Origin of the sequence: Idiomarina sp. (genome assembly GCF_048260185.1) — a bacterium.
In the GTDB taxonomy this organism is placed as follows: Bacteria; Pseudomonadota; Gammaproteobacteria; order Enterobacterales; family Alteromonadaceae; genus Idiomarina.
This window is the reverse complement of record NZ_JBLXHB010000010.1, coordinates 1-15,493: the sequence shown is the minus strand read 5'-3', so window position 1 is coordinate 15,493 and position 15,493 is coordinate 1. Positions and strand designations below refer to the sequence as shown.

11 protein-coding genes are annotated in these 15,493 nt (G+C 46.4%); all 11 read right to left on the bottom strand.

Going from position 1 to position 15,493, the window contains the following annotated elements:
• Window positions 1-136: 136 nt before the first annotated feature.
• Window positions 137-2,260 (bottom strand): elongation factor G, encoded by a 2,124-nt coding sequence (fusA, locus tag ACN0RF_RS13245; RefSeq protein WP_034818772.1) that lies wholly within the window; start codon window positions 2,258-2,260, stop codon window positions 137-139.
• Window positions 2,261-2,288: 28 nt separating this feature from the next.
• Window positions 2,289-2,759: a 30S ribosomal protein S7 gene (gene rpsG / locus ACN0RF_RS13240; RefSeq protein ID WP_011233610.1), complete on the bottom strand. Its 471-nt coding sequence runs from the start codon at window positions 2,757-2,759 to the stop codon at window positions 2,289-2,291.
• A 72-nt stretch (window positions 2,760-2,831) separates the two neighbouring features.
• Complete coding sequence (gene rpsL / locus ACN0RF_RS13235) at window positions 2,832-3,206, bottom strand: 30S ribosomal protein S12 (RefSeq protein WP_011233609.1); 375 nt, start codon at window positions 3,204-3,206, stop codon at window positions 2,832-2,834.
• Window positions 3,207-3,412: 206 nt separating this feature from the next.
• Window positions 3,413-7,648, bottom strand: a complete 4,236-nt coding sequence (gene rpoC / locus ACN0RF_RS13230; RefSeq protein ID WP_417439379.1) for a DNA-directed RNA polymerase subunit beta' — start codon at window positions 7,646-7,648, stop codon at window positions 3,413-3,415.
• A 72-nt stretch (window positions 7,649-7,720) separates the two neighbouring features.
• The gene (gene rpoB / locus ACN0RF_RS13225) at window positions 7,721-11,749 is read right to left on the bottom strand and encodes a DNA-directed RNA polymerase subunit beta (RefSeq protein WP_417439378.1); all 4,029 of its coding nucleotides are present in this window, start codon (window positions 11,747-11,749) and stop codon (window positions 7,721-7,723) included.
• A gap of 216 nt (window positions 11,750-11,965) precedes the next feature.
• Window positions 11,966-12,340 carry a 50S ribosomal protein L7/L12 gene (gene rplL / locus ACN0RF_RS13220; RefSeq protein ID WP_011233606.1) on the bottom strand — a complete coding sequence of 125 codons (375 nt, stop codon included), beginning with the start codon at window positions 12,338-12,340 and terminating at the stop codon, window positions 11,966-11,968.
• Between the two features lie 54 nt (window positions 12,341-12,394).
• The gene (gene rplJ, locus ACN0RF_RS13215) at window positions 12,395-12,913 is read right to left on the bottom strand and encodes a 50S ribosomal protein L10 (RefSeq protein WP_011233605.1); all 519 of its coding nucleotides are present in this window, start codon (window positions 12,911-12,913) and stop codon (window positions 12,395-12,397) included.
• A 268-nt stretch (window positions 12,914-13,181) separates the two neighbouring features.
• Window positions 13,182-13,877 carry a 50S ribosomal protein L1 gene (gene rplA, locus ACN0RF_RS13210; RefSeq protein WP_034818776.1) on the bottom strand — a complete coding sequence of 232 codons (696 nt, stop codon included), beginning with the start codon at window positions 13,875-13,877 and terminating at the stop codon, window positions 13,182-13,184.
• A gap of 3 nt (window positions 13,878-13,880) precedes the next feature.
• The gene (gene rplK / locus ACN0RF_RS13205; RefSeq protein ID WP_011233603.1) at window positions 13,881-14,309 is read right to left on the bottom strand and encodes a 50S ribosomal protein L11; all 429 of its coding nucleotides are present in this window, start codon (window positions 14,307-14,309) and stop codon (window positions 13,881-13,883) included.
• Window positions 14,310-14,447: 138 nt separating this feature from the next.
• The gene (nusG, locus tag ACN0RF_RS13200; RefSeq protein WP_011233602.1) at window positions 14,448-14,987 is read right to left on the bottom strand and encodes a transcription termination/antitermination protein NusG; all 540 of its coding nucleotides are present in this window, start codon (window positions 14,985-14,987) and stop codon (window positions 14,448-14,450) included.
• Between the two features lie 2 nt (window positions 14,988-14,989).
• Window positions 14,990-15,370: a preprotein translocase subunit SecE gene (gene secE, locus ACN0RF_RS13195; protein ID WP_034818783.1), complete on the bottom strand. Its 381-nt coding sequence runs from the start codon at window positions 15,368-15,370 to the stop codon at window positions 14,990-14,992.
• Window positions 15,371-15,493 lie beyond the last annotated feature (123 nt).

The following is a 15,493-nucleotide window of genomic DNA, read 5'->3' as shown; positions in this document are numbered from 1 at the left end:
GTTTTACCGTGGTCAACGTGACCGATGGTGCCGACGTTTACGTGCGGCTTCGAACGTTCAAATTTTTCTTTAGACATGATATATCCTCAAACTTAAGTTAAAAGCCCGGCCTCGAAAGAACCGGACCAGACCTTACTTATTTAGCGTTACGCTCAGCCATTACTTTTTCAGCAATGTTGTTTGGTGCTTCAGAGTATTTCAGGAACTCCATAGAGTAGGATGCACGACCCTGCGTTTGTGAACGCAAGTCTGTCGCATAACCGAACATCTCAGACAGTGGTACTTGAGCATTAACTGCTTTCAAACCACCCGGAGCTTCTTCCATACCATCAATAAGACCGCGACGACGGTTTAAGTCACCCACGACATCACCCATAGATTCTTCAGGAGTGATAACTTCAACTTTCATGGTTGGCTCTAACAGAGCTGGGTTAGCTTTTAATGCACCTTTCTTGAAGGCCATGCTACCAGCAATTTTAAATGCCATTTCAGAAGAGTCGACATCGTGGTATGAACCATCATATAGAGTCGCTTTAACACCCAATACAGGATAGCCAGCCAAGACGCCTTGTTGCATCTGTTCTTGGATACCCTTGTCTACTGCCGGGATGTATTCTTTCGGTACAACACCACCTACAATTTCGTTTACGAATTTGTAAATAATGTCATCACCGTTATCGTCTTCTTCGATAGTCATTGGTTCAAGTTTAATCCAAACGTGACCAAACTGACCACGACCACCTGATTGACGTACGAATTTACCTTCGACTTCGACAGACTCACGAATTGCTTCACGGTAAGCAACCTGCGGCTGACCTACGTTACATTCAACTTTGAATTCACGCTTCATACGGTCAACGAGGATATCCAGGTGAAGTTCACCCATACCAGAGATGATTGTCTGGCCAGATTCTTCGTCAGTCTTAACACGGAACGATGGATCTTCTGCAGCCAATTTACCTAAAGCAATACCCATTTTTTCCTGGTCAGCTTTAGTTTTCGGCTCTACTGCAACCGAGATAACCGGTTCAGGGAATTCCATACGCTCAAGTGTGATTTTATGAGCTGGATCACACAGCGTGTCACCTGTAGTAACGTCTTTAAGACCAATCAGTGCCGCGATGTCACCAGCGCGAACTTCTTTGATCTCTTCACGGCTGTTTGAGTGCATTTGTACCATACGGCCAACGCGTTCTTTTTTGTTCTTAACTGGGTTAACAACACCGTCGCCCTGGTTCAATACACCAGAGTAAACGCGAACGAACGTCAAGGTACCAACAAATGGGTCAGTCGCAATTTTAAATGCCAGAGCTGAGAATGGCTCTTCGTCAGACGACTTACGTACGCCTTCAGATTCATCATCCAAAATACCAGTGATAGGCTTAACTTCTGTTGGTGATGGCAAGTATTCAATAACAGCGTCAAGCACTGCCTGAACACCTTTGTTTTTGAACGCAGAACCACAAGCAACCAAACAAAGATCATTAGCCAGAGTACGCATACGCAGGCCTTGCTTGATTTCCGCTTCAGTTAACTCACCTTCTTCCAGGTATTTAGTCATCAATTCTTCGTTAGCTTCAGCCGCAGCTTCTACCAACTCAGCGTGATATTTTTCACACTCATCAACCATGTCAGCAGGGATTTCTTCATAAGTGAATGAAGTACCCATGTCTTCTTCGCTCCAGTTGATGAACTTCATTTTAACTAAGTCCACAACGCCGCGGAAATTATCTTCTGCGCCTACTGGTAGCTGCATTGGAACAGCCTGAGCTGCCAAACGCGTTTTCATTTGGTGTACAACAGATAAGAAGTCTGCGCCTGCACGGTCCATCTTGTTGACGAATACCATGCGAGGAACTTCATATTTGTTTGCCTGACGCCAAACAGTTTCAGTCTGAGGCTGGACACCAGATGATGCACAAAGTACAACAACAGCACCGTCAAGAACACGCAAAGAACGTTCAACTTCGATGGTGAAGTCAACGTGTCCAGGAGTATCGATGATGTTTACACGATGCTCAGGGAATTGCTTGTCCATACCCTGCCAGAAACAGGTGGTAGCTGCTGACGTGATAGTGATACCACGCTCTTGTTCTTGTTCCATCCAATCCATGGTGGCTGCACCATCGTGCACCTCACCAATTTTGTGAGACAAACCAGTATAAAACAACACACGTTCAGTTGTGGTTGTTTTACCGGCGTCTACGTGAGCACAAATACCGATATTACGATAGCGCTCTATGGAAGTTTTACGAGCCACAATAAACTCCTTCTAGGTTAACTGCGAATTACCAGCGATAGTGAGCAAACGCTTTGTTTGCTTCAGCCATGCGGTGAACGTCTTCACGTTTCTTCACAGCAGACCCTTTGTTCTCTGATGCATCTAGCATTTCAGCTGCCAGACGCTGCGACATTGATTTTTCACCACGGGTGCGCGCTGCATCAACTAACCAGCGCATAGCCAGTGCGTTACGGCGTACCGGACGAACTTCAACCGGAACCTGATACGTTGAACCACCAACACGACGAGATTTAACCTCAACCATTGGGCGGATGTTGTCTAAAATTGTATCAAAGACTTCCAGGCGATCTTTACCTGACTTCTCTGCCAGGATGTCCAATGCACCATAAATAATTTTTTCAGCGACTGCTTTTTTGCCGTCAACCATGACGACATTGATAAATTTGGCCAACAATTCTGATCCGAACTTAGGATCTGGAAGGATTTTACGTTGACCTATGACGCGTCTTCTTGGCATCTCAATATTCTCCGATTAATTCAGGGTTTTACCCAAAACGTACGACAGTTTGGCCTTACTAACGGAGAACCGTTAAGATTTAGGCCGTTTTGCGCCGTACTTAGAACGACCTTGTCTACGGTCATTAACACCTGAGCAGTCAAGTGCTCCGCGTACTGTGTGATAACGCACACCTGGCAAGTCTTTTACACGACCGCCACGAATTAGTACGACTGAGTGTTCTTGTAAGTTGTGACCTTCGCCACCGATGTACGAAGAAACTTCGTAACCGTTAGTTAAACGAACACGGCAAACTTTACGCATTGCAGAGTTCGGTTTCTTTGGCGTAGTTGTGTAAACACGGGTACATACACCGCGTTTTTGAGGGCACGCTTCAAGAGCCGGAACGTTGCTTTTCACAACGGGCTTTTGACGGCCTTTACGCACCAGCTGGTTAACTGTTGCCATTCATTACTCCTAGTTTAGTTGATGTCGCTTTTTACCACGTGTATAGAGCGTGAAAAATCGCTTTTTTCTGACCACTGAAAGTCAGATCCCGAAATTCGGGAGCGGAAATTCTAATGGTCATATTTTCGCCTGTCAAGGCTATACAAAAGAAGCCGGCACTTTTACAGTACCGGCTTCTGTACACGAACGTTAAAAACGTTCGCTAATTATTCTGCAGAATCATCACCTGCAGAACTATTTCCAGCATTTAAGGCATCCGCAAGTTGTTGCTCAGCCTGCTCTGCAGTCATAGTTGGCTCGATATCAACATTCAGTTCATCCAGTCGACGCTGCATGCGCTCTTTGTGATATGAGTAACCTGTACCTGCAGGGATCAGACGACCAACAATTACGTTTTCTTTCAGTCCACGTAAGCTGTCTTTCTTACCACCAACGGCTGCTTCGGTAAGAACTCGCGTTGTTTCCTGGAACGAAGCCGCTGAAATAAAGGATTCAGTCGACAACGATGCCTTAGTAATACCCAGCAACTGACGTTCAAATATTGCTGGTTTCTTACCATCCGCTTCCGCTTTTGCGTTAGCTGCTAACACTTCTGACATTTCAACCATCTCGCCTTCCAGCAAGTTGGTATCGCCGGCGCGTAAAATAAGTGCCTTACGCAACATCTGGCGAACAATAGTTTCAATGTGCTTATCGTTAATTTTAACACCCTGCAGACGGTAAACTTCCTGCACTTCGTTAACGATATAGTTAGCAACTGCACTAACGCCACGTAAGCGTAAAATGTCATGCGGTGCTTCTGGACCATCGGCAATAACTTCACCTTTAGTCACTTGTTCACCTTCAAACACGTTCAGCTGACGCCATTTCGGAATCATCTCTTCGTGCTGATCTCCACCATCGGTAGGGGTAATCAGTAGGCGACGTTTACCTTTGGTTTCTTTACCGAAGGAAACCGTACCGGTTTTCTCTGCAAGAATCGCTGGTTCTTTTGGCTTACGCGCTTCGAACAAGTCAGCAACACGTGGCAGACCACCGGTAATATCACGAGTCTTAGAGCCTTCCTGAGGAATACGCGCTAAGGTGTCACCAATTTTAACCTCAGAATTATCTTCCAGGTTAATAATAGCGTTACCTGGCAAGAAGTATTGCGCAGGGATATCAGTACCGGCGATATTAACGTCGTTACCTTTACCATCAACCAATTTCACCATTGGACGCATGTCTTTACCGGCACTGGTACGCTGACCCGTTTCCAGTACAACAATGCTTGAAAGGCCTGTCAGTTCATCGGTTTGACGAGTCATAGTGACACCATCAATTAAATCAACAAACTTGATACGACCTTCTACCTCGGTAATGATTGGGTGAGTATGCGGGTCCCAGTTAGCAACGGTTTCGCCGCCATCTACTGAGTCGCCTTCGCCTTTTTTCAAGACCGCACCATAAGGTACTTTGTAACGCTCGCGCTCACGGCCGTATTCATCAGTCAGAGTTAACTCTGTAGAACGTGACGTAATAACGTGAGCTTTATCGCTGTTCACAACCCATTTAGCGTTGTGCAGCTTGATTGTACCCGGGTTTTTCACCTGGATATTGTTTTCAGCTGTAGCACGAGATGCCGCACCACCGATGTGGAAGGTACGCATGGTTAACTGTGTACCCGGCTCACCGATTGACTGTGCTGCGATAACACCAACCGCTTCACCCTGGTTAACCATATGTCCGCGAGCCAGATCACGACCATAACAGTGTGCACAAACACCAAAGTCTGTATCACAAGTAATAACCGAGCGAACTTTAACTTCGTCGATAGAGTTTTCTTCCAATACGTCACACATTTTTTCATCAAGCAATGTATTACGCGGAAGTAGCTCTTCTTCGCTGCCTGGTTTCATTACCGGCTCACAAAGAACACGACCCAGTACACGTTCACGCAACGGCTCTACAACGTCACCACCTTCAATCAGCGGTTTCATGTAAAGACCTTCGTATGTGCCACAGTCTTCTTCCATGATCACAACGTCTTGTGAAACGTCTACCAAACGACGAGTCAGGTAACCTGAGTTCGCTGTTTTCAATGCGGTATCGGCCAAACCTTTACGAGCACCGTGCGTCGAGATGAAGTACTGAAGTACGTTCAGACCTTCACGGAAGTTAGCAACGATTGGCGTTTCGATGATTGAGCCGTCTGGCTTAGCCATCAAACCACGCATACCGGCTAACTGACGAATCTGCGCGGGGCTACCACGAGCACCTGAGTCAGCCATCATAAAGACTGAGTTAAACGACGCCTGTTCTTCGTCTTCACCGTCTCTGTTTTTAACAGTCTCTTTCGACAAGTTATCCATCATCGCTTTCGAGACTTTCTCGTTAGCGGTTGACCAAATATCGATAACTTTGTTGTATTTCTCACCGGCAGTTACCAAACCTGACTCGAACTGTTCCTGAATTTCAGCCACTTCTTCTTCTGCTGCAGAAACAATCTCTTTCTTAGCTTCAGGGATAACCATGTCGTTTATACCAACCGACGCACCCGATACCATTGCGTAATGGAAACCGGTGTACATGATTTGGTCAGCGAAAACGACCGTGTCTTTCAAACCAAGGTCACGATAAGCCTTGTTCAACATACGACCAATCGGTTTTTTACCCATTGCCTGATTAATCAGTTCAAAAGGCAGACCTTCCGGCATAATCAGTGACAAAATTGCACGACCACAAGTGGTATCACGCAATTCGGTTTTCGTTGTGCGATTGCCGTCGTCATCAATGGTGGTATCGGTGATACGCACTCGAACACGACTATGCAACTCAACCTGACCCGTACGATAAGCCTTTTCGACTTCGTTCGGATCTTTGAAAACCATACCTTCGCCTTTACCGTTGATTTTCTCTTTGGTCATGTAATACAGACCAAGTACAACGTCCTGCGAAGGAACGATAATAGGATCACCACTTGCCGGCGACAGTACGTTGTTGGTAGACATCATCAACGCACGTGCTTCCAACTGAGCTTCTAAAGTCAGTGGTAAGTGCACAGCCATTTGGTCACCATCAAAGTCGGCGTTATAAGCCGCACAGACCAATGGATGCAATTGAATTGCTTTACCTTCAATCAGTACCGGTTCAAACGCCTGGATACCCAAACGGTGAAGTGTCGGTGCACGGTTAAGCAGTACTGGGTGTTCCTTGATGACTTCATCAAGTACGTCCCATACTTCTGCGGTTTCGCGCTCAACCATTTTCTTAGCCGCTTTAATGGTTGTAGCTAAACCACGACGCTCCAATTTGCCATAAATAAATGGTTTGAATAATTCCAATGCCATTTTCTTCGGCAAACCACACTGGTGCAGGCGCAGTTTAGGACCAACGGTAATAACCGAACGGCCTGAATAGTCTACACGTTTACCCAGAAGGTTCTGACGGAAACGACCCTGTTTACCTTTGATCATGTCAGCCAAAGATTTCAGAGGACGTTTGTTAGAGCCAGTAATAGCACGACCACGACGACCGTTATCTAACAACGCATCAACTGCTTCCTGCAGCATACGTTTTTCGTTGCGCACGATAATATCTGGTGCAGCAAGGTCTAACAGGCGCTTCAGACGGTTGTTACGGTTAATTACGCGGCGGTACAAGTCATTCAGATCAGACGTTGCAAAACGACCGCCATCAAGCGGTACCAACGGACGTAAGTCTGGTGGCAGAATAGGAAGTACTTTTAAGATCATCCATTCAGGTTTGTTATTTGATACCTGGAATGCTTCAAGTAACTTCAGTCGTTTGCTAATTTTCTTACGCTTAGTTTCTGAGTTTGTCTCAGGCAACTCTTCACGTAACTTTTGAATATCACCGTCGATATCAACAGCACGTAACAGATCCAGAACTGCTTCTGCACCCATTTTCGCGTCGAATTCGTCGCCGTGCTCTTCAAGCGCGTCTAGGTATTCGTCTTCAGTCAGGATTTGACCCTGCTCAAGAGAGGTTAAACCACCTTCGGTAACAACGTAAGATTCGAAATACAGTACACGTTCGATATCACGCAGAGTCATATCCAGCATTAAACCAATGCGCGACGGCAATGATTTTAGGAACCAGATGTGTGCAACCGGGCTTGCTAGTTCGATGTGACCCATACGCTCACGACGTACTTTAGTCAGTGTAACTTCAACGCCACACTTCTCACAGATAACACCACGGTGCTTCAGGCGCTTGTATTTACCACACAAGCACTCATAGTCTTTTACCGGACCAAAAATACGAGCACAGAACAAACCATCACGTTCCGGCTTAAAGGTACGGTAATTAATAGTTTCAGGTTTTTTCACCTCACCATATGACCAACTACGGATCATATCTGGAGACGAAAGAGCGATGCGAATACCATCAAACTCTTCTGCCTGATTCGTCGGCTTTAAAAGCTTCAGCAAGTCTTTCACGATTTATCTCCTGTCGGAGTTCAACCTACGGGGAGCGCAAGCACTCCCCCAATTTATTCCAGCAACAGCGTCTTAGTTCTGTTCTAGCTCGATATTGATGCCCAGCGAGCGGATTTCTTTCAACAATACGTTGAAGGATTCCGGCATGCCCGCTTCCATCTGCAAGTTGTTGTCGACAATGTTTTTGTACATCTTCGTACGACCGTTCACGTCGTCCGACTTAACTGTCAACATTTCCTGCAAGGTATAAGCCGCACCATATGCTTCCAATGCCCAGACTTCCATCTCACCGAAGCGCTGACCACCAAACTGAGCTTTACCACCCAGTGGTTGTTGAGTAACCAAGCTGTACGAGCCAGTTGAACGTGCGTGCATTTTATCGTCGACCAAGTGGTTCAGTTTGAGCATGTACATGTAACCAACGGTTACGTCACGTTCAAATTTATCACCAGTACGGCCGTCGAATAACCGAATCTGACCAGATTCAGGTAAATCTGCAAGCTTCAACAATGCCTTAATTTCTTCTTCAACTGCACCATCAAATACAGGTGTAGCTGTTGGCAGACCGGCTTTCAAGTTACCGGCTAAGCGCATAACTTCATCATCAGTAAACTCAGTAATGTCTACTTTCTGACGGCTTTCGCCCAAGTCGTACACCTGCTGTAAAAAGTCGCGTAATTCAGAGATAGCACGTTGCTGTTTCAGCATTTTTTCGATCTTGCTACCAATACCGCGAGCCGCCATACCTAAGTGCGTTTCCAGGATCTGACCGATGTTCATCCGCGAAGGTACACCCAGCGGGTTCAATACGATGTCGACCGGGTTCCCTTCATCATCGTGTGGCATATCTTCCACAGGAATGATGGTTGAGATAACACCTTTGTTACCGTGACGGCCAGCCAGTTTATCACCAGGCTGAATACTACGACGTACGGCTAAGTAAACCTTAACGATTTTCAGAACACCCGGCGCTAAGTCGTCGCCTTGAGTGATCTTACGGCGCTTGGTTTCAAACTTAGTATCAAAGTCGTCACGAATTTGCTGGTACTGCTCAGCAATTTGCTCTAATTGAGCTTGTGCGTCTTCGTTGCCTAAGTCCTGGGTCAACCAGCTTGCGCGATCAACACTCGCCAATTTCGCTTCGTCAAAGCCATTGCTTAACAACAAGTTACGAGCTCGGTTGTAAATACCTTCTTCAAGAATCTTGAATTCTTCTGTCAGGTCTTTCTTAACCTTAGCCAGCTGCATTTCTTCAATCGCTACCGCGCGCTTATCTTTTTCCACGCCATCACGAGTGAATACTTGTACGTCAATAACCGTACCGTTAACACCATTTGGTACACGCAGAGAGCTGTCTTTTACATCAGACGCTTTCTCACCGAAGATAGCTCGCAAGAGTTTCTCTTCCGGCGTTAGCTGCGTTTCACCTTTAGGGGTTACTTTACCGACCAGAATATCGCCGCCGTTAACTTCTGCACCGACATAAACGACACCGGACTCGTCCAGTTTGCCTAATGCAGATTCACCAACGTTTGGTATATCAGAGGTAATTTCCTCGGCACCTAACTTGGTGTCACGGGCAACACAGTTTAATTCTTGAATATGGATGGTTGTCATCCGATCTTCTTGCGCTACGCGCTCAGAAATCAGAATCGAATCCTCGAAGTTATAACCATTCCACGGCATGAAGGCCACACGCATGTTCTGACCCAGTGCTAATTCACCTAAGTCAGTTGACGGACCGTCAGCTAAAACGTCACCGCGTGTTACAGGTTCACCTGGGTTCACGGTTGGTTTTTGGTTAATACAGGTGTTCTGGTTAGAACGCGTGTATTTAGTCAGGTTATAAATGTCGATGCCCGCTTCACCCGGGACCATCTCTTCTTCGTTAACCTTAACCACGATACGGCTGGCGTCTACGTAATCGACCACACCACCACGCTTAGCAACAACGGTAACCCCGGAGTCAACTGCGATAGTGCGTTCGATACCTGTACCTACCAGCGGCTTATCAGCGCGCAATGTTGGTACGGCCTGACGTTGCATGTTCGAGCCCATCAAGGCCCGGTTAGCATCATCATGTTCAAGGAACGGGATCATACTTGCTGCGATAGAAACGATTTGCTGAGGTGCAACGTCCATGTACTGGACCTGCTCTTTACTCATCAGCGTAAATTCGTTTTTATGACGACAAGGTACTAAATCTTCAGTCAATTCGCCTTTATCGTTCAGCCCCACGTTCGCCTGTGCGATAACGTAGTTGCCTTCTTCGATTGCTGACAAATAATCGACGTCGTCTGTAACAGAACCGTTCTCAATACGACGATAAGGCGTTTCTAAGAAGCCATATTCGTTGGTACGCGAGAAGGTCGACAACGAGTTGATTAGACCGATGTTCGGGCCTTCAGGAGTTTCAATCGGACACAAACGACCATAGTGCGTTGGATGTACGTCACGGACTTCGAAACCGGCACGTTCACGCGTCAAACCACCCGGACCTAAAGCAGAGATACGACGCTTGTGCGTCACTTCTGACAATGGGTTGTTTTGATCCATGAATTGCGACAGCTGGCTTGAACCAAAGAACTCTTTAACCGCAGCACTAATTGGCTTCGCGTTAATCAGGTCTTGAGGCATGGTGTTGTCTAAGTCACCCAGCGACAAGCGTTCTTTTACTGCACGCTCTACACGTACCAAACCGACGCGGAATTGGTTTTCTGCCATTTCGCCGACTGAACGTATACGACGGTTACCCAGGTGGTCAATGTCATCAACTTCATCTAAACCGTTACGGATTTCGATAAGTTTTTTCATGACTTCGACGATGTCTTCTCTGGACAACGTGTTATCACCGCTTAAGTCTTCACGACCCAAACGACGATTAAACTTCATGCGGCCAACCGTTGATAAGTCATAACGTTCTTCGCTGAAGAACAGGTTATCAAATAAGGTTTCGGCAGCTTCGCGTGTTGGCGGCTCGCCTGGACGCATCATACGATAGATTTCAACCAAAGCTTCTAAGCGGTTGTTGCTTGAATCAACGCGTAAAGTTTCGCTCATGTATGGACCGTGGTCCAAATCGTTAACGAACAGCGTTTCAATTTTCTTGATACCTGCTTCGCTAAGCTCGGCGATAAGCTCAAGTGTCAGCACGTCATTCGCGTGACCAACCACTTCACCAGTTTTCTTATTTGCGTAATCTTTCGCTAATACTTTTCCGACCATGTATTCTGCCGGCACTTCCATCTCTTTAATGTCCAGTTGCTCCAACTGGCGGATGTGACGTGCGGTAATACGACGGCCTTTTTCAACCAATACTTCGCCTTCAGCACCTTTGATGTCAAACTTGGCGGTTTCGCCACGCAGACGTTCAGGCACCAACTGCATTTTCACCTTAGTTTTAAGGATCTCAAAGTAGGTTGTGTCGAAGAACATATCGAGAATTTCTTCGGTGCTGTATTCCAGAGCACGAAGAATAATTGACGCCGGTAATTTACGACGACGGTCGATACGTACAAAAACGTTGTCTTTAGGATCAAATTCAAAATCCAACCAAGAGCCACGGTAAGGAATAACACGCGCGTTATACAGGACTTTACCTGACGAGTGTGATTTACCTTTGTCGTGATCAAAGAACACACCAGGTGACCGGTGGAGCTGAGAAACGATAACTCGCTCTGTGCCATTGATAACGAAGGTTCCGTTTTCTGTCATTAACGGAATTTCGCCCATGTACACTTCTTGTTCTTTAATGTCTTTAACTGTACCGGCAGCTGCTTCTTTATCAAACAGCACCAGACGCAGTTTCACACGCAATGGTGCTGAGTAGGTAATGCCACGGATTTGACATTCTTCAACGTCAAACGCCGGCTCACCCATGTGATAACTGACGTACTGTAGTTCCGCAGTACCAGAATAACTGGCAATAGGAAAGACCGAACGAAAAGCCGCTTCCAGACCATTATTGGCTTCTGGATCGACTTCAATAAATTTCTTAAATGAATCAAGCTGCATAGACAGCAAATAAGGAACTTCTAAGACCTGAGGTCGTTTACCGAAATCCTTACGAATACGTTTTTTTTCAGAGTAGGAGTACGCCATGGGGTTCCTCAGCTAGCTGATTGATGACCCTAACCAACGAGTGGTTCGATGGTTAAAAACAGATTAATCTTTTATCTGTCGATCCCGTTGTTATTTTTTCGCTTATCTGTATCCAACCTCGGGCAAAATGATACAAGCGATACAGCGCAAAAAGGCTGGTGGTTAATTAACCACCAGCCCAAGGCCTAAAAGGCCATATGTCGTACAAAAGTTAAATTACTTAACTTCAACTTCCGCACCAGCTTCTTCAAGCTGCTTTTTCAGCTCTTCAGCTTCGTCTTTGCTTACACCTTCTTTAACTGCTACTGGTGCAGACTCAACCATAGCTTTAGCTTCTTTCAAGCCAAGGCCAGTTGCGCCGCGAACAGCTTTGATAGCGGAAACTTTGTTTGCGCCAGCTGCTTTCAGTACTACGTCAAATTCAGTTTTTTCTTCAGCTGCCGCTTCGCCGCCTGCTGCTGGAGCAGCTACTGCTACTGCTGCAGATGCGTCAACGCCGAATTTTTCTTCAGCTGCTTCGATCAGTTCAACCAGTTCCATTACTGGCATTTCAGCGATCGCGTTTAAGATGTCGTCTTTAGTCAGAGCCATTACTCTAAACTCCTGGGTTTATAATTACAAAAAAATGGTTAAAAAACCAACGTATTATTTAGCGTCTTTAATTGCTGCCAACGTTCTAACGAACTTGCTAGGTACTTCGTTAACTGTTTTAACGAATTTGCTAACCGGTTCTTTGAAGGTGGCGAGCAATTTAGCCAATGCTTCGTCACGAGTCGGAAGTGAAGCAACTGCGTCCAATTTTTCTGGACCCATGATGCCATTACCGATTGACAGAGCTGTCACTTGCAAGTTCTTGTTTTCTTTTGAGAAGTCTTTGAACAAACGAGCTGAAGCGCCCGGTGCGTCCATAGAAAACCCATAAACAAGAGGTCCTTTAAGTGCATCGCCCATGTCGTCAAACTGTGTGCCTTCAAAAGCGCGTTTTGCCAGCGTATTTCGTACAACTTTAACGAAAATACCCTGCTCGCGAGCTTTCTTACGCAGCGCAGTCATATCGGCTACTTCGATGCCTCGATATTCAGCAACGGTGACGGCTAGCGCATTTGAAGCAACGTCGTTAACTTCTTTAACGATGGCTTTCTTTCCGGCTAAACCAATTGCCACTGATATCACCTCGTTTTCAATTTGGGACCGAAGTCCCTCGTTACAATTAGGTGGGATAAAACCCACCGCGTTGTCACGGTGATTCTCTACCCAGAGAGCCTGAGTCGGATATCACCATCTGCGTAGGAAATTAAGTGCCGCTACTCGATGTTCTGAGATTCTCGCGGTACACCTACGGTCTTGGACGGGAGCCTTGCTTTGTTGCGCCTTAGCAACGCCACGGCAGCTCCAACCCATAAACCATTACACTAACCCTAACTGCAGCGAATTAAACCGCTGCTACAGTTGCCTGGTCAATGCTCACACCAGCACCCATTGTTGTGGACAGGCTGACGCGTTTTACATAGACACCCTTAGCTGAAGAAGGCTTCGCTTTCTTAAGAGCCGCCAACAGAGCTTCAAGGTTTTCTTTCAATTTGTCATTATCGAAGTCAACACGGCCGATTGTTGCGTGAACAATACCGTTTTTGTCGTTGCGATAGCGAACCTGACCAGCTTTAGCGTTTTTAACTGCTGTTGCTACGTCTGGAGTTACAGTACCAGTTTTCGGGTTAGGCATCAGGCCACGTGGACCTAAGATTTGACCTAATTGACCAACAACACGCATTGCGTCAGGTGATGCTACGACTACGTCGAAGTTCATTTCACCTTTCTTAACTTGTGCCGCTAAGTCTTCCATACCAACGATGTCCGCACCGGCTGCTTTCGCTTTTTCTGCATTGTCACCTGAAGTGAATACAGCAACGCGAACGTCACGGCCAGTACCGTTTGGCAGTACAGTAGCACCACGAACGTTTTGGTCAGATTTACGAGCATCGATGCCTAAGTTTACTGCGACATCAACACTTTCAGTGAATTTTGCTGTTGCTAACTCTTTTAACAGAGTAATCGCTTCATTCACATCGTAATCACGGGCTTCAACTTTCTCTGCGATCATACGAGCGCGTTTTGTTAATTTAGCCATTGATTAGCCCTCCACGTTCAAGCCCATCGCGCGAGCAGAGCCGGCGATAGTGCGTACAGCTGCGTCCATGTCGGCAGCAGTCAGGTCTGGTTCTTTAGTTTTCGCAATTTCTTCTAATTGCGCGCGAGTTACCGTACCAACTTTCTTGGTATTTGGCTCGCCTGAACCACTCTTGATACCAGCCGCTTTCTTCAACAAGAAAGACGCAGGAGGCGTTTTGGTAATAAATGTGAATGAACGGTCTTCGAATACTGTAATTTCGACAGGAACCGGTGCGCCTTTTTCCAGGCTGTCGGTCTGTGCGTTGAACGCTTTACAGAATTCCATGATGTTCACACCGTGCTGACCCAATGCTGGACCAACTGGCGGTGACGGGTTAGCTGAACCAGCAGCTACCTGTAATTTGATAATGGCCGATACTTTCTTCGCCATGGTAATTACCTCTGTTGTGGGTTTAACGCCTCGTAACTTTTCAGAGGAAAGTTACTCCAACGGCTTCCCGTTAAAAAAGGACGCGAATTATAAGTGACTTCGCGCCATAGATCAATCTTTGTCTTGCTGCTTTTTTGATCAGGCTTTTTCTATCTGACCAAATTCAAGCTCAACTGGTGTAGCCCGGCCGAAGATGGAAACCGATACCGTAACACGGCTCTTCTCGTAATCAACTTCTTCAACCGTACCGTTAAAGTCAGCGAAAGGACCGTCGTTAACACGTACAACTTCGCCCGGCTCAAATAAGGTCTTAGGTTTAGGCTTGTCTGCAGAATCTTGTAAGCGATCCAAAATGGCATCAGCTTCTTTCTTTGAAATAGGGGTAGGACGATCGCTACTACCACCGATAAAGCCAAGTACGCGAGGCACGCTCTTAATCAAGTGCCAGGCATCTTCGTCCATATCCATTTCGACTAAAACATAGCCCGGAAAGAATTTGCGTTCACTTTTGCGACGAACGCCGCCGCGCATTTCCACAACTTCTTCTTTAGGTACCAGAATCTCACCGAATTTATCTTCCATACCGTGCATTTTGATATGTTCTTTCAGAGATTCAGAAACCCGCGCCTCGTAACCGGAAAAAGCTTGTACTACGTACCAACGTTTCTTATCGCTCATGGTTAAATCTCCAATCCGGTTAAGAAGCCAACGACACGTACCAGGATACCGTCAAGGCCCCAGAGAATAAGTGCTACTACAACGGTCGCAACAACAACGATAAGCGTTGTTTGAGTCGCTTCCTGACGCGATGGCCAGACAACCTTTCGAACTTCGGTACGACTTTCTTTTGCAAACGACAAAAAGGTTCTTCCCTTCGTTGTCGTGCTGGCAAAGAAACCTGCTAAGGCAACTAAAACAACCACAGCTATAGCACGGTATAAAACCGACACTTCTTCTGTGTAATAATGATTACCGCCAATAGCAACAACTAAAAGGGCGATTGCGATTATCCATTTCAAACTGTTCAACGAACTGCTTTGCGTCTCGTTATTTGCGCTCATTCTTTAATCCTAGTTGCGACCGGTCTTCGCTTTGAATCAATAAAATCTGGCAGGGGCGGAGGGATTCGAACCCCCAACCGTCGGTTTTGGAGACCGCTGTTCTACCAATTGGAACTACGCCCC